Genomic DNA, 25,650 nt, shown 5'->3' on the forward strand with positions numbered 1-25,650 from the left:
CTTCCGAACAATGCTTACCTCAACCTATTCCCATTCTTCTTTGCTGATTCGCCTGGCAGCCAGTGCAAGCCTTAGCCTGGGACTGGCCACAGCGTCCTGGGCTCAAGGCGTACCGTCTGACGTGCAAGCAGCTATTGAGGAACACACTCAAGGTTCTGTCCCCATCGATAGCATCTCAACCACGCCTATTGCCGGCATCTACCAGGTCACCAGTGGCAACGAGATTTTCTACAGCGACTCGACCGGGCGGTACGCATTTGTCGGCGGCGCCCTCATGGACATGAAAGACCGCCGCGATGTGACCGCACCAGCCCTTGAAAAGCTCAACACAATCCCATGGGAATCACTACCGCTGAGTCAAGCCATTGTGCAAGTCCATGGCAACGGACAACGCAAGATGGCCGTGTTTGAGGATCCGCTCTGCCCCATCTGCCGCGTGTTCACAAAATTCGTCGATCAACTGGAAAACGTAACGGTCTATCGATTTGTCTTTCCCGTTATTGACCCGCAATCAGCCCCCATCGCCCGCAAAGCCTGGTGTTCACCAGACCGAAACACCGCTTGGAACATGGTCATGAATGGTCGAAATATTGATGGCCGTGAGGACTGTGACATTTCTGGTCTGGTGGAGATTTTAAAGTTTGGAGAAGCAAACAATATTGCTAACACACCTACAGTTATATTGGGCAACGGAAAGCGGTTAGTTGGCGCAACACCTCCCGAGCAATTTATTGCAGAATTAGATGCTTCTGGAATAACTACACATTAAGGGATATACAAAATGAAGTTTTTAAAACTAGCGGGCTTATCTTTTTTTGTATCGCTATCCTTTGCTGGTATTGCAAATGCGCAATCAGCAGGAAAACCAGTATCTTTTCCAGCCAATCTCAAATGGTCCCCTATGACACTAGTTGGGTTCAATACTGGAAACATGGAAATGCCCCACGCTTCACGTGCGGAAATCAGCCTGGCCCGCTCAATTTGGGACAAGGAAATAGAATCCACAGGACCCGGCATTAAACCGAACACCAAAAGCCCATCTTTTATCTTACTGAAAGCCTTTTCAGCAGGAAATGAGCAATTTGTTTTTTCGATTTTTGACTCAGGCTTCTCCAACGGCTGCATCCCACCGGCCAATGGCCGTGGCATCGAGGATATGTACTCGATTTGCCCTATGCGAGTGACTCAGATGAATACCACCCAATCCGCGTCACAAGACTTCCCCGAATACTGCCACCTATACCCCGAGCCAGCAGAAAAACCAGGTGAAATCAATCAGTCTCAGATCGCCTTTGATGCCAACACTATGACTGCGTACTTCCGCACTATTCAGTACGGTAAACATGTGGCTGCCTGCGATCGAACTCTGCGTATCCAATAACGGGGGCATCAATGAGGATCTTCAAGCAGTTGTTACCAGCCTGGCTTGTAAATGCGGTCTCGGCAGTGGCAATTGCAGCCGCACTTGTCACTGCAACACAAGTGGCTGATGCTATTCGCAACTCGCCAAATGCGAGCCCATGGCTTAAGGCAAATGCAGATGCCGTTGGCCGCTTGGCCATGTTTGAGTCCAGCGGCCAGCTTGATGTCTACAATGGGTCCTGCTGCACTGGAATCCTGCAGATGAATAAGAAAAACATCCGAAAATATGCAGAAACATCGCCGGAGGACTTCAAAACCTGGGATCTGCAAAGTCAAGTTGATGCCTGGTCCAAGCTCACCACTGAAGCTATGCAAGCACGGGCACCCAAGACTCTTGCTGGGCTGGGAACCTTCGATGGCCGAGAAGTCGATGGTGATATGGTGCTGGCGTGCGTGCAGCTCGGGATCGGAAATTGCCAGAAAATGATCAACTCAGGCAGTTGTAACGGTTTTGCAGATATCAATGGGACGACCATCTGCAAAATGGCTGACCGAATACGTAATGGCCCGCCTACGGGCAATAACGGCGATCCAGTTGATGACCTCATTCGACCCAACCCTGATCAAGGTGGCTCCTACAGGCCACCCGTCGATCCGTGCATCCGTGAAGGTGAAGGCTGCCTGCCTTTAACCGAAAGCCTGGAGCAAGGATTTGCATCTGGATCTGGCGTCAGCATGGGCAATTTAAGAGCGATCATTTTTGCGACATCCACTGCGTTTGTTATCCTTATCTTGATGTCGTTTATTACGGCGCTTTTTCGTAACTACTCAACGGGCTCAATCGAAAAGGTCGAGCTTGTAAATGGCGTACAGAAAACCATCATGATCGGAATGTCATTCATTGTTGTGATGTCGTTGTTCTAACTCAATAAACTAAGGTTGGTCAGGCCGTTGATGCCTGGCCAATATCCGCATTAGAAAGGCCACCTCTCCGTTTAGCCGGCTGAGAGACAATCAAGAGGAACGCATGAGAAAAGAACTTAACTCCATCACCGAAATCAAAAAAGAAATTTCTCGTTTGAAACGTGATGCCGATAAATTAAAACAAAAAACAAGATCTAAAGTAATTAGCGATATTCTTCGTTCAATGAAAGAGCACGACCTAACACCTGAAGATATTGCCCAGGCGTTTTATCACAAGCCTTCACGAACCAAAACGGAATCAAAAGTCAGATATCAGCATCCAGATGGACACACCTGGACTGGTAGAGGACGCATGCCCACGTGGATTAAGCAGATCGAATCGGAAGGTCGTTCCCGTGAAGACTTTACTGTTAGCAATGATTGAACCTACTCCTTTCCTTAAGAGTGGCGAGATATTCAACGGCACCAGTAGTTCGCTACATCTGTGGCCGGAAGCCCCCTTTTCGATGTACGTAGCAGACTGGATGCAAATTCACTGAGACCTCTCAATAATAGACCTATACCAAATTCAATATCAGGAACTAACGTTTTACTCGGATTATTATCGTAGCTGTAGGGACTCCAAATTTGAATGTTTTCACGAGTCTGGGTCCCAGATACTTTAAGGTAGCCAAGCCATCAAACGACTGTTGGCCCGGCATCTAAAACAAAAACGTTCTCCCCAACAACAAAGGCTGATGTTCCCACTAAAGCAGCCGATGACGACAACTGCTTATGGTAACGAGTCTGGTTTTGGATTCGGAGCAGAAGATGTATCACACAGCCGTGTTCAGCATTACACTTGCCGATACTAGATAAACGAAAAGGGGCGCGGCAGACCAAAACTCACTCTGTAGGAATAAAACCTTTACGTCCTTGTTCGTTACCTGTGAACAACTCGATCTTCACCCCGTCGAGCGTTCCGTCGCTTGGGAGCTGGTGGCCATTCTCAATGACAATGACTTGCGCGTCGATAAAGGACGTCTTTACACTTTCCCAAAAGTGCTTTTTTATATCACGCGGGAACGCCGACTCGTCGGCGTCGGGCTCCTCATAAACGAGCAGCGGAGAGTCGATAAAAACAAAGTTCGGAAACGGGCGCTCTTCCTCAATACAGAAGCGAAGGAGCGCGAGGTTAAATGCAGCCCTTGTAATGGCCCGTACGCCCTTTCCATGGCTCTTGCGGGCGCGACCAGAAATCACAATATCCTGGTCGTTCTCACTGAAAGAAACACGGTCAATGCTTGGGAAGCGCCATGCCTTCAAGAGCATCTCAACCTCTCTACAGAACGGATCGGCCTGCGCTGTACTCACCACAGTCCCGCCGGTATCCATCTTCCGTTTCCTTTGCGGTTTATTGGCATCTTCTAACAGTTCTTCGAGCTCCTGAATTCGTTCAAGGAGCTCGATCACCTTACGTGACACCTCCGCTTGAGTGCGAAGCTCATCTACCTTCTTGGCAGCAACGTCGACACGACTCTCCATCAAACCTTTCAGTTCCGACGATATCGCGTTGAACTCCATCTGGCCAGTGGTTCGATCTGTTTGCAACTGCTCGATATTGGCAACATTAGCAGCACTCGTCCTTTGAAGTTCATGCAACAGCTTTGAAGTCTTAGCCGCCTCTGCCCTACATGCCTGGGAGACGTCTGAAAGTACGGGACTCGCCTTCGGGTGCTCGTGATGCTGATGTTCCGCGAGTGCACCACACATGGGGCACCGCTCCTCTCTGAGCTGATCAAGCCGAGTACCAGCCTCAGCAATCGTTTCCAACCGTCGCAGATCGGACTCGTATTGCTGCCCCAACAAATCGAACCGCGTCTGCAACTCTGACTGAACTATGAGTTTAGACTCGACTCCCTTCAATTCCATCCACGCAGCACTACGTTTCGCCTGAAGTGGTACTACACTTGCCTGCGCAAGGTTTCGTTCATCGAGAGCAATCAGAATCGAAGACTCGATGCGGCTCAGTCGGCTATGCTCCTCAGTTAGTGTGGTTGCCTCACCAAGCTCGACCAATCGCTTTCGAGTCGCCGTCAACAAAGACTCGAGCAGCTCGACTCTGCCAGTTTGCCGCCCCTTCACAATTTTAGGATCTTCAGCCGCAACGATGGATGAGTCATCGGTACCCGTGAGTAAGAGCCGGAACACACCGCTCTCAACTGTTTTCGACGTGAACTGCCCACTGAGGACTGGCGAGCCCTCCTTAATGATTGCCTCTTCGTCGATAATAACGAGTCGAGCAAGGTCGCGAAAACTTAATGGGCGCGTTTTGCCTTGTTCGTTAGTGCGGATCTTCTTTGCACCTAAACCCGACAGATTGAGGAGGAACTGTGAAACGGTATCCTCTTTACCAGCCTGATGTTTCACTGCAAGCACACGATCTGGCTGCCCATCGGTCTTGCAGAGCACTTCCCCCCCACGCAGGCCCCTCTCTAGAGAATAGACCCGTCCATCGCTGTTAGCCTCAATGTCGATAACAACGGTGCTGTACCCATCCGCTTGAGGAATCTCCTTAGGTGGGGTACCAGCACCAAGCGCGTAGTCCAAACACTGCGCGATGAAGCTCTTGCCAGAATCTGAAGGCCCAGCGATTACGTTCAGGCCACGCCCAAATGTAACCTCAGCGGGTGCCTTCCCCGGCCCAATAAGAGAGATACGCCGAAGGATGAAGCCAAATTTCATGATACCTCCTCAGTCCAAAGAACGGACTCCATCGAGAACTCGGCGCCCCACGTACCGATGCGCTCACGAACTACCATGTCGAGATCCGTATCGTCGAGAGATTGGAAGCTCTCAACGACCCAGTCTGCGCGCTCGCGCAGACCAGTTAAGTATTCAGTGCTAAGTGTGTTGAGAAAATCAGCAGACTTGTCGGTCGCCACGAAAAAGATACCGCCGTTTTTATAAACTCGCTCGATAAGACCACGGCTCTCGTAGAGCTTGAGGCCATCTTGGATTACGCCGCGCCGAACTAGGATTTCACCGCCACGATGAGGGGTTCTTGGATGCATCCCCTCGGGACCACCGTCAATATCGTCGGAGTGCACGAGGAAATAATCGAAAATGACCAGCCTTTGAAGTGCATATTCAGCCGGGAAAGCGGCAGTCAACACACACAATGCGCGTAGACCGATCTCAACTGGTCCGTTAAACGGAGAAACAAAATGGGTAAGAATATTAGTTGTCACTTGACCCACCGAAACTTTCTGTCATTAGCTAGCTGGTGGCAAATGCCACCACGATCGCGGATGTGAATACGTGTGGTGAGTGAGTTGCTCGTCAGCTGTAAAGCTCGGGCAGTCTTCACCACTGCTAGAACACGACGATAACCATCGTCGTGTTCGCTACGCACATCGTCCTTGATGCCCGAGTAAACCTCATCTTGTAACTTCTCGAACTCTCCTGGCGGCAGCGTATCGCGAGAAAAAGTACGTAACCCTTCAGCACTGTAGAACTCAACACGGGCATCCTGAAAGTGCTCACGGAGACTTTCGTGAGCCACGAGCTCTGCGTCGAGATCCTTCAAGTCCTGTTTGAGATGTTGTGCGTAGGCGTGCCGAAGTTCTCCTACGAATACGGCCTCATTGTCAGCAGGTAAGTCAGGTGGAGCCACTGGATCCGGGCGCTGGGGAAGCCCTCCCCCAAACCGCGCCACATACCAGCACGTCTTAGCGTGTGCTTCGATAATACGAAGAACCGGCATCGCTTGGAAAATCGAAAAATCGAGGCTATCGATGTGAGTCTTCATCTCAGCATCGCATATGACCTGCTCTGTGGTCGTGATACCTTTCAAGCAGTAAGTATCCCACTGTTTCAGTAGCTCTTTCCTAAGCTCCTTTGGCTTCCTCAGGAGGTTCGATAGCTTCGTACCTACCCCCCTTGGGGCTACAAAATAGTAACGGCGAGGACACTCGTAATCTCCACGCTTCGTATAGAACGCGAGTTTACCCAGCTCGACCCAGATATCACTCGGTGCCAATGCGTGGCCATAATGCTTGCACTGGTAGTTGTCCCATGCGCCATTCCCACCCTTCACTGTCGCGATAATGTCACGGCCCATGTCACCAGCCCCACCACAGCGTTCGACAAAATCATATTGATCACGCAGCGAGTCCACCCACTCTTGGATAAATAACTCCCATTGTTTATCGCTGAACAGCTTAATGCGGTCCTCAGGATGTACTGGCGGCCCCGACGCCACGAAATCAACTGCTAGTCCTGGCGACGATTTTGCGGGCTGCGTGACTGGGACGGGCGAGGGAACCTTTTTTATCATTGGGGAATTTTGCAGATGTAAGCTCTAATAGACTTGAGTTTTAGTGTCAAAAACCAAGCTAAACCACTTTTAAAACGTTTTTAAAAATAGCTGCCTCGAGTCAGATATTGCTATTTTTATTTGACGATCTCTAACTAGAGAACAACCATTTACGCTACTGTATCGGACGATTGTAAGCATATCTCACTCATCTGTCTGCTCCGCCATTTCCAGCACGTTAGCAAATTGGATACTGAGGCTGAGATTGTGCCATCTAATTTAGATTGATTAAGACTATCTAGAAGCCCTCCGCTCGCCCTATAGTTTGTGTACGCATGCAAGGCAGAAGTGTAGGGATTTAGTTATTATCCAACTTAGAACTGTATAAAAACTCCCTAATACTTCTTTTATAGACAGGGATTGCAAGAGCAAAGGGGCAACCATTGATCAAAAAAATCAGAATTCAAGGCTATCGAAAATATCGAGACTTTATACTCGAACCCAATCCAAAACTCAATGTAATTGTTGGAGCAAATGAAGCCGGTAAGTCGACTCTGATGGAGGCTATTACATTGGCATTGACTGGTCGGTTGGGTGGGCGCAGTGCGGCTGAAGAACTAAACCCATATTGGTTTAATACTGCCATGGTAGATGAGTTCTTAGTTGGTATCCAAAATGGCGGTCGATTACCATTGCCCGAAATACATATCGAACTATTTCTAGATGATGTGGCGTCACTTCAACAGCTATGCGGCGCACACAACTCCGAACTTCCTACGCGTGCTTGTCCCGGCATATCGATTCATATCGTTCCAAACCCAGATTACATTACAGAACTAGAGCATTGGATCGCTAACCCATCCCAACTTTTGCCCGTTGAGTATTATCAAGTTGACTGGCGCTCATTCGCAGATGAGCGCATCATTAACCGCCCCAAACTTCTAGCCACAGCTGTCATCGACTCACGGACAGTACGCTCGTCTAGTGGTGTCGACTATCATCTGAAACAAATTTTAGGTGATCACCTGGATGCAGCAGAGAAAGCCTCTGTTTCACTCGCATATCGTGAAATTAAAGCCTCGATGTCCCACACAGCCCTCGGGGCAATCAACGAACGAATCCGCGCAACTCACGCTACCCTTCACGACCAACCGCTCTCGCTCGCAATGGATCAAAGTGCTCGTAGTGCATGGGAAGGCGCGGTGACACCACACGTCAATGCCATCCCCTTCTCCATGTCTGGGCAAGGCCAACAAGCTGCTATTAAAATTTCCCTCGCTTTGAATCGTACGGCAGGCCATGCCACTTTCGTTATGATTGAAGAGCCAGAGAACCACCTCTCGCACACGAGTCTAACCACCCTTCTTGCACGTATTGATCGACTGACCAATGATGAACAGCAGGTTTTTATCACCACGCATAGTACATATGTACTAAACCGTTTAGGTTTAGATTCTATCGTCCTGCTCTCTGATGGACACGCCTCGAGAATCACAGAGCTTGAGCCGTCTACCGTTTCATATTTCCAACGTCTGCCGGGCTACGATACATTGCGTATGGCGTTAGCCAAAAAAGTAGTCCTAGTTGAGGGCCCATCAGATGAAATCGTATTTGAACGATTCTTCAAAGACCGATTCAGCAGTCTCCCCATGGAGGTAGGCGTCGACGTTATTAGCATGCGAGGCCTTTCACTAAAGCGCTGCCTCGAGTTCTGTAGTGCCCTTAATAAACCTGTAGCGGCAATGCGGGATAACGATGGAGTGGAGCCACACGAGTTACGTGAACGAGTCGCTGCCTGGTTGTCACCGAATGTGCGTGAGGTATTCATCGGCGAAGTAGCTCACGGCCGAACTCTTGAGCCACAACTTATCTACGCTAACGGTGAGCAATCATTGCGAGACATTTTAACCATCACGGCTGCTGCTGATCTTTATACCTGGTTGACTCGCGAAAAAACAGAGGCTGCACTCCAAATTGCTAGCTCACCCACCTCTCTAACACCCCCTGACTACATGCGAGATGCAGCGGATTTCATCCATGGATAACTCTGTAACATTAGCAGTAGCAGGGTCACGAAAAACGCAAGGCATCGTGGATTACTGTGCTGAACTGCCAACAACCCGACGGGCACTAATCGTTACCTTTACTCAGAAAAACCAAAGTGAGCTGAAGCATAGATTAGCCCTGCACGCTGGCAACCATCTTGGTATTGAAGTAGCGGGATGGTATACGCTGCTGCTACGCCACTTTTGCAAACCCTTTTTGCCCTTTAAGTTCCCCTCCAGGCGTATTTTGGGCTTTAACTTTGACGGAAGGCCAGACCACTATGCCTCGGGACTAAGACGTTTTCTTGACTCAAACAATCATGTATATGCCTGTGAACTGGCGCGTCTAGCTACAGAGCTAATTGTGGACACTCAAGGTGCCTTAATCCAGCGCCTAACAGCAATATATGATGAAATCCTAATCGATGAGATCCAAGACCTTGCAGGCTATGACTGGGATATTCTCGACGCACTCTTAGACACTTCAATTAGGGTGTCCATGGTTGGCGATATCCGGCAGTCCGTATTGTCCACCAACCCAAGAGGCCAAAGAAATCGCGGCTACGCCTATGCCGAGGCGATACATTGGTTTAGATCACGTCAAGAACAAGGTCGCCTTTCCCTCACTGAGCGCACTACTACTTGGCGCTGTCGGCAAGAAATCGCCTCCTTCTCCGACTCTATATTCAATGCCGACTGGGGGTTTCCGCCAACTCGCTCAGAGAATACGGAAAGAACAGACCATGATGGCGTTTTTTTAGTTCATCCCTCCCATGTTCCTGCTTACATAGAACGATTTTCCCCGCAAAGCCTACGAAGCACTGCCTCATCTGGTAGGCGATTCAACCTTGATTTTTTAAACTTCAATGTTGCAAAAGGTGCAACGTACCAACGTGTACTCATTATCCCAACTGCTTCCATTGAAAATTTCATACGCAGAGGCATAAACTTAGAGCCACGAGCGGCTGCGAGCTTCTATGTCGCAGTCACCCGTGCCTCGCAAAGCGTAGGAATCGTTTTAGAAGACCCCGGCAACTCTACTCTACAATACTGGATACCTTAGCATTCCCTAGTTGCTCTCTAGATGCCTCTAGTTTTTCTAATACGAGCCGTTATGAATGCGAACAAATTCCTGTAACAGGATGGGTGTAAGCGACAAACTCGACTTCGCATGCATAATATGTAATAGCTTCCAGATGGGAACACGCCTTCAGAAAAATCCAGTATTTTCGATACGCCCAGTCTATAACACAAGCTCGCAATCAGCCCCTTCAGGCAAAGGAGTTGGCACATGCATAGACAAATTCCGATCAAGAATAACTTCTGAATCCACCACGCACTCCGAAAAGCTGAGTAATTAGAGGGTGTTCAGATTCAAATTCTCCAACCCGCCGCATTGTTTCCTTTCGTGAGTTCAATGCATCTGCAACCGGCTCGAATAGGTCTTTCGCCTTCTGCTCACCATACTTAGCCACTCGCTCTTCGTATCCAAGACCATCCTGTGGTTTAGCGGCTTGTAAAACTTCGCATGCAGCCTGATCAGCTTCTATCAAAGATTCGTATTTAGCTAAGAGCTTTTCTCTCTCTTCCTTTGTGTAAAACTCATCAGTGAGTTTAAGTATGGCAAAAATTCTCAATGGCTTCTGGATCTCGGCCAGAGCCTTCACGAGTTCCTGCACCTGGTCCGCCTCTTTGTTAAACGACATTCAAACCTCTCCACTTTTCAATAAACCGACAAACAATTGATTGGTCGAACAAAACGCTTTCCCACCGCTATCCACTATAGCCAATGTCCCCTCTAAGGATAAGTATCATCTGTCGACCAAAAAAATGCCCCTCATGTAGAGGGGCAAAGTAGGAGGTATAGCAAGGTTAAGCGTTAGCCAACAACTGCTTGGCCAACTGGACCTCAATGCTGTCACCAGCATCATTCAGAACATCCAAACCACAATCAGGCATATCCCCTGACGTTGACTGCGTAACAGCGATCTTCTTGGCCATCAGCCTTAAACACTCCACCTGGCTGGAACCTGAGTAGCCCAAGAACACGACCTTGACTGGATGCTGCTGGCCAATCCGCCAAGATCGCCTGGCCGCCTGCATTAACGTATAGACGTTAAAACCAGACTGCATGAACGCAATCGTAGGAAACTCCAGCAGATCCAGGCCAGTCTTGACCAGCTCAGGATTGGTGACAAGGACGTCAATACCCCGCTCCACCTGGTCAGCAACCCAGTCCTCGCGTCGAGCTGCGTCAACAGAAGCACGCAACACAGCAACTTTGAAGCCGTTCATCTCAAGGTGGCTTTTGAGCCGAGCGGTGGTGTCACGTGTACCCGAGTAAATCGAGTACACCAACACCTTTCTTCCTTGGGCCTTCTCCTGTTTGCACAGATCCAAGAGCTGTTGCTCTTTGGGGGTAAGTTCAGCCTCCTGAAAAACAGGCCCTTGCGAAAACAAGACTGCCTTACTTCGAGGGTGCCGGACGGTTTCTGGGCGAAAGCAGCACTCTGGCCAAGCCAGTAGCGTATTCATCACAACCCCAAGCAAGCTATTGTCCTTTTGGGCCAACGCCTTCTTGAGCTCGTACACCAGGTGCTTTGCCATGCGCTGATAGGCCTCATCCTGCGCCTGGCTCATTGGTACGTTAATGAAGTGCTCGTCATAGTCAGGCAAGACGTTCTGGCCAATGTCGCGCAACTTCAGGAAAACGGTGATCGGCACTACATACCGCATAATGCCAACCGGACCAAAGCCAGGAGCTTTACTGGTCCGTACCGTCATCTGCTTACCTTTAGCGGTGCGATGCGATGGGCCAGTGCTTTCCTTGTACACGTCTTTGAGCACGCCATGCTCACGCATGAACGCCATAGCTGCGCTTCCCATTGACCCATTACGAGCAGGTTTGAAGCCATCTTGAATCATCTGTGTCGGATTTATTCTCCACAAAAGATGAAACAAGTCATCGGCATAGCCCCCCATCAGTGTCCCAGTGAGCAGCAGTGTTTTTTGGCATTGGCTGGCCAGCACGCCCATGGCCTGGCCTTGGGCTGAGCCCTCATTTTTGTATTCATGGCCTTCATCTACAACCAAAAGACCGAAATACCCACGAGGCAAGTAGCGTTTGATGAACTCAGTGGCTTGATAGCCCCCCTCCCCTATACTGAACTCAAAGGACGCGAGGGATCGCTCCATACGCATGGCCTGCCGATCGGAGAAAACAAGCTCGCCAGACTCATCCATGAGGTTGAGAAACTCATAGACGTTATCGTCGAGCATTCCCCCAAGCAGATCCTCCCCAAAGATCGAGAGCAACTTGCGAGCGGTTTTATCTCCGATCGTCGGCATTTGCTTCAAGGCACCCAATACTAGATCGTGCATGGAGTCGATACGCTTACCTGCACGAATCAACGTCCACAAGGTGCTATCGCAGTGGCCGCATTTACAACGTCTGTCTGCAAGCATGAGTGAGGCCGCCTCAGCCGAGAGCGGCATCATTTCACCATCCGCATTCTCACGTTCGATGGGTTCCATGCAATCAGGGCAGCAAGCAAACCTAAACCGTTGACCATCTTGCAATACCTGGCGAGTCAAAAATGCCGGTTTCCAGTGAAACCCCATGCGCATACGCACACGCCCAAGCACAAAGAACTCTGGCTTGCTGGTTTTCAAACCGAGGGCATTTCGTAGCGCCAACAGTTTGCGTAGCGTATCTGGCCCATTCAGAATCCAAACCTTAGCACCAGGGACGGTGGCCAGGATCTCACGTCGCCACTTATAGACCAGGTGAGGCGGCGAAACGATCAGGGTACGTGGATGCGTACTCTGCATTAAAGCCGCAACACATATGGCCATCATGGTTTTGCCCGTGCCCATATCCGCATTGAGTACCGCTGCCGGTTCATTGTGATCTAACAATAGCTTCACAACGGCGTGTACAGCATGGGCCTGGGCTTCAAATGGCTGACGGGTCAGATTGTCCAGAACGTGTTGCCGCGTACGCCAAACGGGAGTTTGAGTGTCCAGGTCCGGATCGTAAATAGGCGGGTTCTGGCGTCGGACCTGCTCTAACAAGCCCTCACCAAACTGATCAATAAAAGTGGCCAGAGGCATATGCCGATCATCGGCATCTTGCTCTGGGGTATCTAGCTGAGGATGTATAGCGCCCATACTGGCTCTCCACAAAAGGAATACGGGGAGCCAGCGAGGCTGCTCCCCGCATGGGTTGGAAAAAAATTAGGAAAGGCTGGATCCGGAAATCAGCCAATCAGCTTAGAAAATTACAACTGCAAACGTAGGCGCCCTTCCCTGACCCCATCAGAGATGAAATCAAGAAAATGCTCACTTAGGCTCACCCGAACTGCCTTGACAGGGCCAAGCGTGGGATACAAATCGCTGCCCATTATCTGCACAGCTTGCTTATCACGGCACCAAGCCAAAACTTCAGCACGCCAATGGTCTAAAAGAGCCACCGGCGACAAGCTTTTAATCAGTTGCCAGGCACGATCATCAAGATCATGCTCCTGAGCCTCGTTAAGGCTGCCCAGGTCGCTCATTGCTGAGTAGTGAAGAGCCCAACCGATTCGATTCGCACGGTCTGGCTCCTGTAGATTCTTGTCAAATACCCACAGTTGCCCCAGAGGACCAAACAGGTTTTGCTTAGGCAACCTGCCGGTGTGTTTGCCTAAGCGATCCACACCGCCAACCTCCACTAAGTGGCGTTGGCCATCATCGCCGCGCAAGTGAAAGCGTTGTATACCGCCTTCCTTATTGCCCAACTGCATCGCAGCCATGAATTGCATCAGCGATCCATCGCGTCCATACAGCGAAACGAACAAAAAGCGACCGTCCGACTCTCGGATGCAGGCATCTGCCCAGACTTCAGGAAACTCCTCTACTTGGTACATCACCGAGCTCCATAGTTAAGCGACTGGCCCCTTCCTCGCAAAAAGGAGGATGAGGCCAGGCCGCGCCGTTTAGAGAGATGGTCAAGCCGAGCGCACGGCAAATGAGCCGTCAACTTGATGGGTGATGTCTCGATTCCCCACGTTGTTCCAGGAGTCGCGTTGGACCTCAGTGAACATATTTGCTGGCACAGTGATTTTGAGCCGGTGCAACACCGCTTTAAAATGCTCCAGGCTCAAACCAAATGGGTTGGACTCATAAAGATTGCTATACAGATATTGATCATCGAACCCGGTCACATCCGGATCCACAAAATCCACCTGCTTTTCGATGACCAGAAAATAATGACCCAAAGGCCTATCCCAGCCCAAGAGCACAGTGACGGGATGATCTTTGTACGTGGTTTCAAAGTAATGACGACTCATGACAAACTCCAGAAAATGAGTCGCAACGCCCCATAAGGGCCGCAGCGACCCTATGGGTACAGGTTAAAAACGCCCAAATGCGGGCTAAACAAACAAGAAATGACTCAAGTTACAGGTCGCCGTGCTCAGCGAACGAATAGCTAGTGTTGTCGGCTGAAGGCCCGACGATCAAATGGTCCAGAACCCTTACATCGATCAGCTCCAATGCTTTTTTAAGCCGCTCAGTAAGTTGGCGGTCTACCTGGCTAGGCTCTAACTTTCCGCTTGGATGGTTGTGAGCCAAAATGACCGCGCCAGCATTGTTTTTGAGCACCTCTTTAACGACCTCACGAGGATAGACAGCCGTTTGATTCAGGGTGCCTTGGAACAATTCCCGATACTGGATCAGGCGAAGCTGGTTGTCTAAAAAGAAGACAGCGAAAACCTCGTGTTCTAGGCCAGCCAAACGAGCAACGGCATAGCGTTCTGCAATGCTCGGCATTGACATGGGAGTTCCCGAAGGCACTAGAGACACAATCGCCTCACGTGCGGCCTCCAATATCTGCCCTGGAGTCGCCAACACGTAGTGCCCATGCGCATCAGCAACATGCAATTGCGCGGGTTCAGGCGCTGCCTGAGCGTATACAGACGGCGCTATGGGTAAAATCGACGTATTGAAAGAAGACATGGGTATCTCCAAAAATCTGGAGACATCCGGCCCCTTGAGGACGGATGTCCCCAAGGGATAAGGCGAGGCTACTGACATGCTATGCATGACTGCAGCAGATAAGAAAAACTACCCAGGCAGTAAAAGACCACCTTGATGCGTTTACAGGGTTAAACGCACCTAAAGAAACCCCTTTAGGTTTGATGAGAAGGTTTCCCCAAATGACCTGGACCAGGCCCCTTGAGGAACCCTTCTAATGAAGGGTGAATAGCGCCAACCATTGGCACTGAGGGGTAAAGCATCAGCTGATCTTAACTATCTGACCAAGCCGATGATCGGCAGTAAATTCAATCGCATTGATCGTAGGCACAAACTTATCCAGCATCGTGATGGTCTCTGAGACATTCCCTTTCTCATCCACCTCCAGGTTCTGGATACGTTCTTTCTTCTTAAAGGTATCCCCCTTTATCAGAACAATCCGGCCGTCTTTCGATTCAATGCAGCCAGTCACCTGGCCGGCCGCCAGCGCAAGCGCCAGGTGCCATTGAGTCATCGTACGAAGCGGTCTTCTGTGACTGGTCCGCACCTGAGAGAAATGAACATCAAAGCCTTGCCACAATAGACTCGCCTTCCATGTATTGAGCTCGTCTTTCAATTGAGCGGCATCGATTCGCACAGCATGAAAGTCAAGCTCCGCATCAGCTGCTGGCACCTGGTAGGGTTCATCATCCCAGACCTCTGGCAATACTTGATCTACGAACTCTCCGGCCTGAGCCTGCGCAAGCCAGTCAAGAACGCTTTTACGTGGATGTGTGCTTCGGATTTTGGTCCCGAAAATGACACATTGTTTGAATTGCTGCTCAGGGGCCATAAAGAACCGTAAATTGTCGAAATTACGGGCCAAAAATGTCCGAATCTCAGCATCTAAGGCGTAGTACGGAATGATGTAGATAAGTACCCCGCCCTCAACCAGGAATGATGCCGTTTTCTTTAAGAACGTACGCTCCAGACGTTCGGCTTTGTCAGAGTCGGCGTTGGCCATGTTCGCCGCATCACTGATTCCAAACCCGTAAGGAGGATTCAGAAACAGTAGGCCAATACTACGAGCCTTAACCACAACGTCATGAAGGTCCGCGTGAATAACCCTATCCAAGAGGGTTTTCGCGTGCCAGGCACGTTCTTTATCAAACTCAACACCCAGAGCCTCAATGCTTACTGAAACCTCACCAGCCCGCTCCTGTAGGCCAAGACGAATGTCAGCCAGCGCCGCACCTTCCCCGCAACATGGGTCAAGCAATCGCATAGGTTTTGATGCTGGCATGAGGAAGTGTTGAATCCGCTGCAAAGTCTCATCATCGGTCGGGTAGTACCCGGCTTTGACGAAGTTACGTGCCAAGCGAGTGAACAAAAGAGCCATGTCACGCCTCCTGAGCATCAATGAGTGAGATCTCGCGGCCAAACACCAAACCTGCTGTTTCAGGCGATGGCTCGCCATTCTGAGATATCCACCAACTGGGTGGTTGAAGGGGGTAAACAAGCAGGCCAAGGTATGGACCTTGTGAGGCAAAGCAAACGATTCTGCATTTACCAATATTGTTAAACCTGACCATCACAGTTTCGCCAATGGCTGGAACAGGTTCTGGCCCGGTCCAGATCAGTCGATCATCGGTACGGTTTCTGTCAGTTGTGTACAGCGGTAAGGTGAAATAGCGGACAACGATCATGTAGGTCTCCGAAAAATAAACGACGAGAGACCCAGACGGATCGTCCCGTCGGGAAAGTGAAAGAGGAAAATGCAAACCCATCCTGATGGGTTTGCATGGGTTAGAGGATCAGTACTCCGATGGCAACGTCAGTGTGGTACTGGATCGATCCCATTCTGTAACGATCCAGATTTTGAGTTGGTCGTTGACGCGATACGACGACATCAGTCGCCCTCCACACGCCAGAGACCGCTGGTTAAATCGCCAATCTTCGTGGCACAGATCCCCCCAATCACCAACAGCGTGACGAGCCAGGTACTGACAAGCGTTGATCGTGCCTTCTTGATCCAGCTTGGTAACACCTGGCGTAGCCACAACCACACCGAGCTCAAAGCGCGGCAGCACATTGGCAAGAGGCGAGAGATCGAAGGAATCTCTGCACACAGGTTGAGTCTGTTCAGTCATAGTCGGCCTCACTAAAAATGCGCAGGCCATACCCATGCGGGTCTGTGCCCGCAGGGGTAAAAATGGAAAGACAAAAGAAAAGCGAATGTCACCAAGCCTATGAAAGACGTGGCATACATTCGCTAATTTGGAGGAGCGCACTCCTCATAGGGCATACCGAGGTGTGCTGAAATGGTCGCGTGCTAAACGCTAAGGCATGAACATCTTCATGCCGCTTAAGATCAGACCGGCAAAACCAGCCAGCATCAAGCCAAGACGGATGGTCATATCCCGCTTGGTCACCTCGATGTCTTTTCTGGTCACCTCAATGTCGTGCTTCAGCTCAGTGCGAAGCGCGGCAATGTCGTGTTCAACCTTGGCTGTCCACTTCTCCAGCACTTGATCAAGTGTGAGTGCCATAGCACCCTCCATTGCGATGGCCACCTTTTCGGCAACCTCTTGCTTCATACCGGCATCAACCAGGCCCTGCCGCAGCAGGAACAAGTCAGATGGACTCATTGACATATAGTACCCCTTAAAAAATCAAGAGGGCTATCAACCCGCGAGGGTCAAAGCCCCCAAGGGTCAGTTAAAGAATCAAGCGGCTACCGCTGTAGCGCCGAATCGCAGCCAATGAAGTGCTTGCAGACGCTGCTTGAGATCACCTGGCAAGCGCTGGGCCAAATCTTGTCGAACAGAGCAACCTTGGACCAGACGTACGAACGAGCACACCTGTGCGGGTGCCAACTCATGTCGAACAGCCAGAAACTGCTCAAATCCCTCTTCATTGGCCTGGGAAAGCCAGTCATTAAAGAGGGAATGCAGACTCTTGCGCTGAGCCGTCGTGATAGGGAAAAAATGCAGTTGAGCCATGATCGTCTTCCAAAAAATGGGGACGACCAAGCCCCAGGGGACACGGTGTCCCCACGGGGTTAGTAAGAAGCGCAGGTTAAATCTGCGTGAATGAATAAAGCGAGTTACCCAGGCAGCACTTACTGCCTTGGCGCGTTTACAGGGTTGAACGCACCTGATTGAAACCATCGTTGGTTTGCTTAGATGATTTCCCTTGCAGGCCGGGCCTGATTGTCCTGGCTCGCAAGGGAACCCATCTAGGTTCCGGGCTTACATAACAAATTAAAATTCATACCCCCTCACTCCCCTTGGTGGATCCAAGGTGTGCGTCACCGAAATGGAGGTCCTGGTGACAAATGAAACGGCGCGCAAGGTACGTGGCTGGTTTTGCTATCACCAGCTCCGGCTTAGCGCAAAAGCTGCGGGCGCATGGGGACGCCGCCTCCCAGATTCAACGATGCACCAATGCACTGTGCGGTCTGGCTCATGGTCTCGATCACATCAAGAACATAAGTCAAACCGCCACCTTTGGGCGGTTTAGAAATGAGGGTTTACTGGGCAAACCAGATTTGTTGCTTCGCATCGAAACGGTAGCCATGACGTTGGCCAAGTTCAGCTGCTTGCCGTCGTAGCAGCGCACGTTCTACAGTCGCATCAAGTTTGATGGGATCGCGATTGGCAATGGCATGGAGCATTTCTGCGTCAAGCAACCCATCGTGCTCTCCCTGCGTAGAATCCAGAGACTCTGACTGAGGCTTCCCACCCTTATTAAAGTGGCTGAAGTCTTTTGCGGTAGATGGCGGGGGTACTGACTTTTTAGATGCTGCAACCCGTACAGGCCGTTGCTCGTCAATAGGGTCAGGCTCAGCTTGCTCATGAGCAGTCGATAATTCGGCCTGGCTCTCCACTTGTAAATCGTGCAAACGCGCACGAATCTCTGTCACACCTTTGCCAAACGCGATGTATTGCGACAGATAGATTTCACTAATCCACACAGTTGCCTGGTACTCACCTTCTTCAAACTGATCCAGGAGCGGGTCTTTGACCTTGAACTCACCAAAAGCAGTTGAGAGGTCTGCAACGCAGAATGCACCATTTCGACTTTGTCGAATCCGCTTTACACGCAGCTGCGCTCCATCTATACGGATCATCGTGATCTCCTTTAGAAAGACAGGGAGACCACATCCAGCCGGAAGAGATCTCCCGGTGGGGTGTGAAATGAAAGTACCCGTGCAGCTTACGCCGGACGGGTACAGGGGGCTTAAATGGTGGCCACCCAACTTGCGATCGGATAGTACTTTAGAGCACGTGAGGTTCCAGTTTGAACGTGCAATTCAACGGACGTACTCGTGTGAGATGTACCCCAACTCTATACAGAGCGTTCACGTTTCAGGGGTTGACGTGTCGTGCCCGAAGGCGACCAGGTTATTCAAGTGACACCTGAAAACACTCGCAAAACCGAATTAGTTTAGTCGCTAATTTTTGCAGCATCAAGGAGAAGAAAACCCTCGCACAGCCCCCAGTGGGAACAGTAACGAGGGTTTTGATGAGGCATTAAAAGTTAAGCGACGCTCTGATGGGCATAGCTTGCAGCGTATTGCAGCGCACTACTTGCTCCATATCCTGCTTGATATGCCGCAGCGCCTTGGTTCACGGGCACTGGAGTGCTGTTGAACTTTGGAGCTGCTGGACCTTGAGCGTTTTCCTGTGGTGCTTTATTTTCAGACTGGTCTTGCTCAGGCACATCCTGAGAAGATTCATCATCGGTCGAGGAGTTCTGCAAAGGAGCATCCTCCTGAAAAGGAATGTTATCCATGCTGGACCCTTCTTGCAATTCACGTCGGAAAATATTAACGCCATCAACAGTGACACTGTTGATCAACAACAGACGTCCCTTGATAAGTGCGGCAGGCTCTTGCTCGCCAGTTGTACGTCCCTTCTCATCTCGAAGGTTGCGCATGTAAACGTGTGTGTAGATATCACCCACACGAAACGATACGAAAACCTTACGTTTCGCCTCAACATCACCCATGAGCTTCTCCACCATTTCGATGGCTTCGCTCCCAGAGACCCGAAGGTCAAAGTAGGTGTAGTCAGGTTCATCAGTATTTCCACGCACGGCGGAAATCGAGCAAGCAAGAAAGGGTTGGGCCTTGCGGCCAGGACCTTTGGTTTCAACCCAGCGGACACGGTTCAGATAACCGAGACCGTTAACGTGAAGATTGAAGTGGTTGGAAGTTTGAGCGGAAGCGGTCGTCATGATGGTGAACTCCAGAAAAATGGACTGGAGGAACACGCACCCACCCAAAAGCCGAATGGCTTGGACAGGGAAAGCGGGTTCCCTGTCCGGGTAGTAAAGAAGAAGAGGTACTCTGGTACTGTCTTAGAGGATCAGTACGTGCGTCTTTCAAGAGTTGAGACGCCGCTGTGGGGTGCCTTATGGCGGTTCACGGAGTTAAGTTATCAATGAGTAATGATAAAGTCAAGAATGCAATTTATATGCGCTAACTCAGACTTAATATGACAGGCCGTGGCTCTGCGAGTCTCAACGGCCTCGGAAAATTTTTTCGGAAAGTCAGGGCGAGCCAGCCCAGCGAGGTTGATAGACTGACTGCAAAAGTTGCCTTAAACGTTGAAGTAGATTATACTAGCGATAGGCGTGGATGGACGCCTGCCGCTTGCATTGGCGAAGCTCAGCACCATTACATAAATCCCTTCTGTGTGAGCATCTTTCCCAACGGCGCACACGGTTAGCAAGCTATCGTCGTGCCAAGTCTGGAGAGTGCCATGTCCAAATTTAGCTATACCAACATCATCAAATCACGATGCAAAGACTATGCACGTGAAAATCAAATACCACTCAACGTCGCCCTTGAAAAAGCGGCTAAAAGTGTTGGCTTTACCAGCTATCATGACCTAAGCCAGGTCTCAAAATCTAATCCATTAGATATCAGGCTCATGAGACTTGCGTTCGGCTTGGAAAAACTTGAAGACGCGATCTACGAAGACGAAATTCTCTCTGAATTGGAACTTCAGCTTGAGGATGAAATGTCCGGAGCAATGGCGGAAACCAATGCTATATTTTTTACCATGGAGAATCTTGATCCGACGGATGCGAACTATGATGCAAGTAGTGGTCATTTGACGCTGACCTTGAATTTTGACTGGGAAGGAGACCAGGATGAGGAGCGCCCCTGGTCAGGCAACGCGTTCAACATCGATGCCATGATAACCCTGGTATATCGTTCTAAAGTCTGGAAGCTTCATGAGGATTATGGCTTAGAGATTATCAGCTCCAAATCAAATTGGGACGATGAGTCTTACTTCGAGTAGTTTTCGGCAACGAGTATGAGAGCCTCGCTTGGGGTTGTATCAGCGTTAGCAGCTATTGCTGATGCAGCCCTGTGTGAGGCTTTGCCCCCTTCAGGCTGGGACTTCACACTAGGTCATACCTACTTGCCGATGCGTTTAGACACTATCATTGCCAGCGTTAAACGCCTCACCATCTAGAGGCACCTATCCAGGGTTCTAGAGTGAGGCCCGGCTCGCCCTAAACTTCATTGCCCCCTCGGCTATCTGTGATGGGCCAAAAACCGCTACGAAAGAATAGTTGTTTCTAGTCGACCACTACTCAGAGCTAAAGACAACTATGAAGCGTTTTCTGCCTTACTCTTCGTTCTATTGTTTTTGTCGAATCAAATCTCAGTACACTTAAAGTTTCCGCTCGCAGCTAAAAGAGGTCATCTGGAAAGTTTGACTGGATACCTGATTCGAGCTGATTACTAGACTCACGAATTACAGCTTTACAGACTTTCAATACCAGCAGCGCGTTCAAGGGCAATGTCGTAGCACATCTAGCTAGGCTCTCGACAAGAACTTTGACCCGAACGACAGGTAACCGAAGCCCCTACTTGCTACGCTTTACCGCAACTGAAACTAACACGTTCCGATGCCATAAAATTATAGGGTGTTGCACATTGCCCAACCCTTCCTGACGCGGTTTCGCAATGTCTTCCAGTCCTCACCGAGGTTTGCCGTTTCAGTCCAGAACTCACAGACATTCCAAGCTTCGTGCGATGCGATGCGAGCGCCTGGCCTGCTGATGATTTGATAAAGTGCGAGTTTCTCTAGGGAGTCTAGCCCGTCACGAACACATCCACTTAAGCGCTCAAGAGTCAACCATGACTCATTGATTGTTCCACTGGAACGGCGTATCAACTCGGGAAGTGATGCTATATAGGCAATATCGGGCAGAACACGGAGCACAAAATCCCGACTACTCTCGCACTTATTTAGTTTCTTTTTAGACGGGGAAAACACCTTCTCAATGGCAGTAAACGGCTGCCCTGCTATCCATGCCTCAACGAGCGGAAGAAGTCTCGCGATAGCATACTCACCCCGCTCCTCCGGAGTGGTCAGTGCAGTAAACTTGCCGCCGAATAAGGTTTCAAGGCCTTCTTGACGAGTCATTTCAATGAAGGCCCTTGGCTCTGATCTCAACCAATCAAAGAGCCATCCGATCCAACCATTTATTGAAGTGTCACTTGGTGGCGACTGCAGGTGTTCTTCTAATGAGCGCAGCGTGGAAGCCTGAATGCCGAACTTCGCTGCTAACACGTTCGACCAATCAGAGTCTTCATCCGAGTCAGCAAGCTTCATTTTGGCCGAGATAGCCGCGACTACGCGAGATTCAAGCCAATCCTGATCCCCGGACAGACCCTTTAGGTATGCATTAAAGGTACGAGATAACATGACGCGAGACTTTTTTTCGGTCTCTTCATCCGAGTCGCCCACAGGAAGGCGTCGGAGTAGGTACTCTGCTACGGCATGATTCTCTTCATGCAAATGTATCGAGTCAAGAATAGGCGCAAGAGGGTCCTCAATTGCGAGGCATTGGTCTGATTGAGAAAAAATCTCTTTAAGGCTAGTCCAATGCTCATGGATAAGGCCAACAGAATCATCGAAGTAAACAACTTTGCTAGGAATGACAAGAACGAATCCATAGGAACTCTCGCCGGCCCGACCTGCTCTACCTGCCGCATTCAATAGTTCGTGTGCCTGTAGACGTTCGAGCTGGTTGCTCGCGGCGTCAAAGCGACTGTCGCCAGCAATCAAAACAATCTGACTTGGCAGATTCATTCCCTGAGAAAGCGTCGACGTGGCGGCCAAAACATGAACACCATCTTCACGGCGATATAGAGACTCGTGTAGGTGCCGCTCAGCTGGTAGTAGCCGGGCGTGATGCGGTAGCGCCGATGAAGTTACCTCCTTCTTTAATGAGACCTCAACGTATAAGCAATCAATGCTTCCAATCTCTTGCAAGGCAAGTTCAAAGAGCTGATCCTCCTCAGCGCTCAACTGGATTGCGTTCTGTCCAAGCCGCCTCCTCGTGTATTCGGCTGTGCTGTTCGCGTTAACTGTAGTTTGACAGAAGATAAGGGTCTTGAGCACTCGCGATGAACTCCCATCAACGGCTGCAGCCCCAACAGCCGCTGCAACGTTATTAGCATTGGGCGTCAGTTTCCAGTACCGACTGAGTGCCAACTGTACCGAACGATTCAACAAGGGAAGCAGTGCATAATCAACTCGGTTCGTTGTATCCCAAGTCTGCTTCAGTCCGAAAAAGCCTTGTGGTCGTGCCCGCATTTGCCGTTTTGCTGCCTCTGGAGGTGCGTCGGTCGTCGCGGAAGCTTTCAATGACCTCGCGAGGATTTTCAGCGCATCAACCTCTGAGCGCGGGTACACAAGACAGCCGCGCACTTGTCGAGTCGGCTTCCAACTCATAGACAGTGCAAGGCACGGCCGATTCATGACGCTCTGGAGCCACCCTGCTATTTGGGTTGCATTGCTCATCATAGCGGAAAGCATCAACATGTCGGCCTTTGGAGCAAGATCCACCGCATTGAGCACACAGAGCATGGAGTCAACGGCACGTTTGCCCCGCTCAGTGTCGATAGCATGCAGTAAGTGGCATTCGTCGAAGACGATGAGGCCAACGTTCTCGAATAGTTCTGCTTCAAAGCCCATTAAGGCGAGGCAGCGTTCCGGCGTCATAACTGTGATTGGGGGAAGGCGTGTAGCGTCGAACCCAAATGGATCATCACTGGCGTGCTCGCGTTCGACAGCCGCATCAGGAAATGCTGCATCTAAGACTCTCGCCGTTTGATCAACGAGTGACAACGTCGGAGCCAGAAACACAACATCCAGCTGCTTGCTGAGCGTGGCAAGTATTTTTAGCTCGGACAACGTTGACTTCCCAGCGCCGGTTGGGAAGCTGATTGCAGCAGATGTTCCGAGTTCTAGATAGCCGCTTTGAATAGCTTCGAGATGATTTGGCCAAAGGTACGGGCGACCGCGCGAAATATGATGAATTCCCCGCCTCCACCGAGTTGGGTCGCTGCCGTTAGGTGGCCTCAGGTTGGCAACACTAGCCCCAGGGAAATCGCCTGCGAGAATCCTGAGCAATACTGCCAAGTGCCGAGGCCCAGCAAAAACACGAACTATTGGAAGATCAATAACTTGACTTTCAACTGTACGGCTGCACAGGGCCTCTACTTGCGCGAATTGCCTCTCACTACCCGAATCCGCATCACCTAGCATCTCGGCTGCTAGTGAGGCCAGCCCGTTATAAATCAGATGGTATAAAGCATCAATTGCCTGCTCGATTCTTGGATGATCGGAACTCTCAGCGTTTGTGAACTCTGAGTGAGGCTGGATCTCTAGGAGCTCACCCCTAGCAAATTTTCGGATAGCACCCATGAGTAACGCCCGATGGGGCCTCTGCTGAGAGAAGTCTTCTTCAATCTCTCTGGCCATCTCGGCCGCATCGGCACTCGCTCCCGCAATCATGAACAACACTGTCGCAGATACCTCAGGCGACACATAATCCATTTCAAGGCGGGAAGGTAACTTGTCTCCGACGATACGCTCAGCTTGAAGAAGGACATAATGCGCAGTTCCGGCGACGAATGCTGCTGAGCGGCGGTCGTCGCGAGAAGGACTTACAGAAATGAGAGCTTCTTGCGTGCTTGCAAGCTCTCTGAGAAACTTCATCTCTTTGGCAACGACTTCGAGCACCTCTTTACTCGACATGCTCGTTTGTTCGACTTGGGAGGCCAAATCACGCAGCCTCATACGAGCTGCCACAATGGTCGTGTATATCCGGGTGAACTCTTTCGATAGCTGGTTGTTGTCGAGCCCATCAAGAGTGGGGGCATGCCGAATCAGTTCTTCGGTTGAAGGATCAAACATGGCAAAGTTCTCCTGAACTCAGAACGAGTTCACGTGGATGATTGCTTTAGCGGCTAGATTCGCCATCCACACCCTAACGTCATCGACCGCGAACACCTCCGCCTTCCGACGGTCGATCCTCCCCAGCACCTTAGTCTCGTAGTCCTTGAAAAGAGCCTTACGAGAAGTTGGCGTGCTTTCGCTTGAGGTAATACTGATGCGATAGCGCCTAGTCGTATTCCACGAAATCTTATTGACGGCTGCTGTCGGGTTCGGATGATGCGCGGCTGCCAAAATTCCTGAGGCTTGTTGCGTCAGTCTGTTCATCCCATGCCCTAACTCAAATTTTTCAAACTCTGGCCAAACCGAGTCTCGAATGGTGGCTCTCGGATTTTCGGTCGCCTTATCTTCGAAAATTATGATAGCAACAACGTCTTGTGACTCATCGAGTAGTATTTCGAGGCCGTCGAAACCCTTCTCGGCATGAATCAAATGCGGGAGCGCAATTAGGGCACCTGGCCTGTTCACATGAGCCGCGAGCCATGACATAACTTGAAACATCCATCCGTCTCGGTGCCAAGGATCTGTACCCTTCTGGGTTAGAAGCTCAATAGCGTCTGTTTTCGCCACGGCCCCCAAGGGTGCTGTATCTTGGGGGTTTACCGCATGAAGAATCTCAGCGACATGGAGCGCTTGGCCTATTGCAACCCAAGCAATCCAGCTTGCTAAGACATCGTCATCAGGCACTTCCCAAGTATTACCGATCCACAACGCGTCCGTCTCCCCGAACGGAGTTAGATTGATTGGCACACGACCT

The 25,650-nt window shown here is 50.4% G+C and carries 24 protein-coding genes; 7 read left to right on the forward strand and 17 right to left on the reverse strand.

Going from position 1 to position 25,650, the window contains the following annotated elements:
- Nucleotides 1-10: 10 nt before the first annotated feature.
- From OSH04_RS00465 to OSH04_RS00480, 4 genes are all read left to right on the forward strand, one after another.
- Nucleotides 11-769: a DsbC family protein gene (locus OSH04_RS00465; protein WP_266107724.1), complete on the forward strand. Its 759-nt coding sequence runs from the start codon at nucleotides 11-13 to the stop codon at nucleotides 767-769.
- 12 nt (nucleotides 770-781) lie between these two features.
- Nucleotides 782-1,381, forward strand: coding sequence for a hypothetical protein (locus OSH04_RS00470; RefSeq protein ID WP_149721195.1), 600 nt, complete (start codon nucleotides 782-784; stop codon nucleotides 1,379-1,381).
- An 11-nt stretch (nucleotides 1,382-1,392) separates the two neighbouring features.
- Nucleotides 1,393-2,286 (forward strand): hypothetical protein, encoded by an 894-nt coding sequence (locus OSH04_RS00475; protein WP_266107725.1) that lies wholly within the window; start codon nucleotides 1,393-1,395, stop codon nucleotides 2,284-2,286.
- Between the two features lie 103 nt (nucleotides 2,287-2,389).
- On the forward strand, nucleotides 2,390-2,710 hold the full coding sequence (locus OSH04_RS00480; protein ID WP_266107726.1) for an H-NS histone family protein: 321 nt from the start codon (nucleotides 2,390-2,392) through the stop codon (nucleotides 2,708-2,710).
- Between the two features lie 461 nt (nucleotides 2,711-3,171).
- Here the strand turns inward: OSH04_RS00480 and OSH04_RS00485 are convergent, their stop codons facing one another.
- From OSH04_RS00485 to OSH04_RS00495, 3 genes are read right to left on the reverse strand one after another with little or no spacing between them, the layout of a single operon-like run.
- Nucleotides 3,172-5,010, reverse strand: a complete 1,839-nt coding sequence (locus OSH04_RS00485; protein WP_266107727.1) for an AAA family ATPase — start codon at nucleotides 5,008-5,010, stop codon at nucleotides 3,172-3,174.
- Complete coding sequence (locus OSH04_RS00490) at nucleotides 5,007-5,516, reverse strand: ABC-three component system middle component 2 (protein ID WP_266107728.1); 510 nt, start codon at nucleotides 5,514-5,516, stop codon at nucleotides 5,007-5,009. The genes OSH04_RS00485 and OSH04_RS00490 overlap by 4 nt, the downstream gene beginning before the upstream one ends.
- Entirely contained in the window at nucleotides 5,513-6,604 is a 1,092-nt protein-coding gene (locus OSH04_RS00495; protein WP_266107729.1) for an ABC-three component system protein, read from the reverse strand. Before OSH04_RS00495 ends, OSH04_RS00490 begins: the two co-directional genes overlap by 4 nt.
- Nucleotides 6,605-7,026: 422 nt before the next feature.
- On the opposite strand from OSH04_RS00495, the gene OSH04_RS00500 reads away from it, so the two are divergent.
- Together OSH04_RS00500 and OSH04_RS00505 are read left to right on the forward strand one after the other, a co-directional pair.
- On the forward strand, nucleotides 7,027-8,628 hold the full coding sequence (locus OSH04_RS00500; protein ID WP_266107730.1) for an ATP-dependent nuclease: 1,602 nt from the start codon (nucleotides 7,027-7,029) through the stop codon (nucleotides 8,626-8,628).
- A complete protein-coding gene (locus OSH04_RS00505; RefSeq protein WP_266107731.1) occupies nucleotides 8,621-9,691 on the forward strand; it encodes a UvrD-helicase domain-containing protein in 1,071 nt (356 codons plus the stop codon). Before OSH04_RS00500 ends, OSH04_RS00505 begins: the two co-directional genes overlap by 8 nt.
- Before the next feature lie 247 nt (nucleotides 9,692-9,938).
- Here the strand turns inward: OSH04_RS00505 and OSH04_RS00510 are convergent, their stop codons facing one another.
- The 12 genes from OSH04_RS00510 to OSH04_RS00565 form a co-directional block, all read right to left on the reverse strand.
- Nucleotides 9,939-10,334: a hypothetical protein gene (locus tag OSH04_RS00510; protein WP_266107732.1), complete on the reverse strand. Its 396-nt coding sequence runs from the start codon at nucleotides 10,332-10,334 to the stop codon at nucleotides 9,939-9,941.
- Between the two features lie 166 nt (nucleotides 10,335-10,500).
- Nucleotides 10,501-12,798 (reverse strand): DEAD/DEAH box helicase, encoded by a 2,298-nt coding sequence (locus OSH04_RS00515; protein WP_266107733.1) that lies wholly within the window; start codon nucleotides 12,796-12,798, stop codon nucleotides 10,501-10,503.
- A gap of 110 nt (nucleotides 12,799-12,908) precedes the next feature.
- Nucleotides 12,909-13,535: a hypothetical protein gene (locus OSH04_RS00520; RefSeq protein ID WP_266107734.1), complete on the reverse strand. Its 627-nt coding sequence runs from the start codon at nucleotides 13,533-13,535 to the stop codon at nucleotides 12,909-12,911.
- Nucleotides 13,536-13,616: 81 nt separating this feature from the next.
- Nucleotides 13,617-13,958, reverse strand: a complete 342-nt coding sequence (locus OSH04_RS00525; protein ID WP_045929860.1) for a hypothetical protein — start codon at nucleotides 13,956-13,958, stop codon at nucleotides 13,617-13,619.
- Nucleotides 13,959-14,067: 109 nt separating this feature from the next.
- Nucleotides 14,068-14,625, reverse strand: coding sequence for a RadC family protein (radC, locus tag OSH04_RS00530; RefSeq protein ID WP_266107735.1), 558 nt, complete (start codon nucleotides 14,623-14,625; stop codon nucleotides 14,068-14,070).
- 280 nt (nucleotides 14,626-14,905) lie between these two features.
- Entirely contained in the window at nucleotides 14,906-16,021 is a 1,116-nt protein-coding gene (locus tag OSH04_RS00535; protein WP_266107736.1) for a DUF6094 domain-containing protein, read from the reverse strand.
- Nucleotide 16,022: 1 nt separating this feature from the next.
- Nucleotides 16,023-16,328 (reverse strand): hypothetical protein, encoded by a 306-nt coding sequence (locus tag OSH04_RS00540; RefSeq protein WP_080584943.1) that lies wholly within the window; start codon nucleotides 16,326-16,328, stop codon nucleotides 16,023-16,025.
- A gap of 108 nt (nucleotides 16,329-16,436) precedes the next feature.
- Nucleotides 16,437-16,772, reverse strand: coding sequence for a hypothetical protein (locus OSH04_RS00545; RefSeq protein WP_266107737.1), 336 nt, complete (start codon nucleotides 16,770-16,772; stop codon nucleotides 16,437-16,439).
- Nucleotides 16,773-16,961: 189 nt separating this feature from the next.
- The gene (locus tag OSH04_RS00550; protein ID WP_026484857.1) at nucleotides 16,962-17,270 is read right to left on the reverse strand and encodes a hypothetical protein; all 309 of its coding nucleotides are present in this window, start codon (nucleotides 17,268-17,270) and stop codon (nucleotides 16,962-16,964) included.
- Between the two features lie 78 nt (nucleotides 17,271-17,348).
- Nucleotides 17,349-17,624: a hypothetical protein gene (locus OSH04_RS00555; protein ID WP_003799870.1), complete on the reverse strand. Its 276-nt coding sequence runs from the start codon at nucleotides 17,622-17,624 to the stop codon at nucleotides 17,349-17,351.
- A gap of 530 nt (nucleotides 17,625-18,154) precedes the next feature.
- A complete protein-coding gene (locus OSH04_RS00560) occupies nucleotides 18,155-18,754 on the reverse strand; it encodes a DUF3275 family protein (protein ID WP_266107738.1) in 600 nt (199 codons plus the stop codon).
- Between the two features lie 410 nt (nucleotides 18,755-19,164).
- Nucleotides 19,165-19,863, reverse strand: a complete 699-nt coding sequence (locus tag OSH04_RS00565) for a DUF3577 domain-containing protein (RefSeq protein WP_266107739.1) — start codon at nucleotides 19,861-19,863, stop codon at nucleotides 19,165-19,167.
- A 527-nt stretch (nucleotides 19,864-20,390) separates the two neighbouring features.
- On the opposite strand from OSH04_RS00565, the gene OSH04_RS00570 reads away from it, so the two are divergent.
- Nucleotides 20,391-20,936, forward strand: a complete 546-nt coding sequence (locus OSH04_RS00570; protein ID WP_266107740.1) for a hypothetical protein — start codon at nucleotides 20,391-20,393, stop codon at nucleotides 20,934-20,936.
- Nucleotides 20,937-21,563: 627 nt separating this feature from the next.
- Here OSH04_RS00570 and OSH04_RS00575 read toward each other — a convergent pair.
- Together OSH04_RS00575 and OSH04_RS00580 are read right to left on the reverse strand one after the other, a co-directional pair.
- Entirely contained in the window at nucleotides 21,564-24,854 is a 3,291-nt protein-coding gene (locus OSH04_RS00575; protein WP_266107741.1) for a DEAD/DEAH box helicase, read from the reverse strand.
- 18 nt (nucleotides 24,855-24,872) lie between these two features.
- Nucleotides 24,873-25,604, reverse strand: a complete 732-nt coding sequence (locus OSH04_RS00580; protein ID WP_266107742.1) for a hypothetical protein — start codon at nucleotides 25,602-25,604, stop codon at nucleotides 24,873-24,875.
- Between the last annotated feature and the right edge of the window lie 46 nt (nucleotides 25,605-25,650).

The sequence above is a fragment of the Alcaligenes nematophilus genome, assembly GCF_026344155.1.
In the GTDB taxonomy this organism is placed as follows: Bacteria; Pseudomonadota; Gammaproteobacteria; order Burkholderiales; family Burkholderiaceae_B; genus Alcaligenes; species Alcaligenes phenolicus.

Bases quoted from the DNA above. Each gene is read 5' to 3' on its own strand.
- OSH04_RS00465 (WP_266107724.1), top strand. From the start codon at position 11: ATGCTTACCTCAACCTATTCCCATTCTTCTTTGCTGATTCGCCTGGCA.
- OSH04_RS00470 (WP_149721195.1), top strand. From the start codon at position 782: ATGAAGTTTTTAAAACTAGCGGGCTTATCTTTTTTTGTATCGCTATCC.
- OSH04_RS00475 (WP_266107725.1), top strand. From the start codon at position 1,393: ATGAGGATCTTCAAGCAGTTGTTACCAGCCTGGCTTGTAAATGCGGTC.
- OSH04_RS00480 (WP_266107726.1), top strand. From the start codon at position 2,390: ATGAGAAAAGAACTTAACTCCATCACCGAAATCAAAAAAGAAATTTCT.
- OSH04_RS00485 (WP_266107727.1), bottom strand. From the start codon at position 5,010: ATGAAATTTGGCTTCATCCTTCGGCGTATCTCTCTTATTGGGCCGGGG.
- OSH04_RS00495 (WP_266107729.1), bottom strand. From the start codon at position 6,604: ATGATAAAAAAGGTTCCCTCGCCCGTCCCAGTCACGCAGCCCGCAAAA.
- OSH04_RS00505 (WP_266107731.1), top strand. From the start codon at position 8,621: ATGGATAACTCTGTAACATTAGCAGTAGCAGGGTCACGAAAAACGCAA.
- OSH04_RS00510 (WP_266107732.1), bottom strand. From the start codon at position 10,334: ATGTCGTTTAACAAAGAGGCGGACCAGGTGCAGGAACTCGTGAAGGCT.
- OSH04_RS00515 (WP_266107733.1), bottom strand. From the start codon at position 12,798: ATGGGCGCTATACATCCTCAGCTAGATACCCCAGAGCAAGATGCCGAT.
- OSH04_RS00520 (WP_266107734.1), bottom strand. From the start codon at position 13,535: ATGTACCAAGTAGAGGAGTTTCCTGAAGTCTGGGCAGATGCCTGCATC.
- OSH04_RS00525 (WP_045929860.1), bottom strand. From the start codon at position 13,958: ATGAGTCGTCATTACTTTGAAACCACGTACAAAGATCATCCCGTCACT.
- radC (WP_266107735.1), bottom strand. From the start codon at position 14,625: ATGTCTTCTTTCAATACGTCGATTTTACCCATAGCGCCGTCTGTATAC.
- OSH04_RS00535 (WP_266107736.1), bottom strand. From the start codon at position 16,021: ATGGCTCTTTTGTTCACTCGCTTGGCACGTAACTTCGTCAAAGCCGGG.
- OSH04_RS00540 (WP_080584943.1), bottom strand. From the start codon at position 16,328: ATGATCGTTGTCCGCTATTTCACCTTACCGCTGTACACAACTGACAGA.
- OSH04_RS00545 (WP_266107737.1), bottom strand. From the start codon at position 16,772: ATGACTGAACAGACTCAACCTGTGTGCAGAGATTCCTTCGATCTCTCG.
- OSH04_RS00550 (WP_026484857.1), bottom strand. From the start codon at position 17,270: ATGAGTCCATCTGACTTGTTCCTGCTGCGGCAGGGCCTGGTTGATGCC.
- OSH04_RS00555 (WP_003799870.1), bottom strand. From the start codon at position 17,624: ATGGCTCAACTGCATTTTTTCCCTATCACGACGGCTCAGCGCAAGAGT.
- OSH04_RS00560 (WP_266107738.1), bottom strand. From the start codon at position 18,754: ATGATCCGTATAGATGGAGCGCAGCTGCGTGTAAAGCGGATTCGACAA.
- OSH04_RS00565 (WP_266107739.1), bottom strand. From the start codon at position 19,863: ATGACGACCGCTTCCGCTCAAACTTCCAACCACTTCAATCTTCACGTT.
- OSH04_RS00570 (WP_266107740.1), top strand. From the start codon at position 20,391: ATGTCCAAATTTAGCTATACCAACATCATCAAATCACGATGCAAAGAC.
- OSH04_RS00575 (WP_266107741.1), bottom strand. From the start codon at position 24,854: ATGTTTGATCCTTCAACCGAAGAACTGATTCGGCATGCCCCCACTCTT.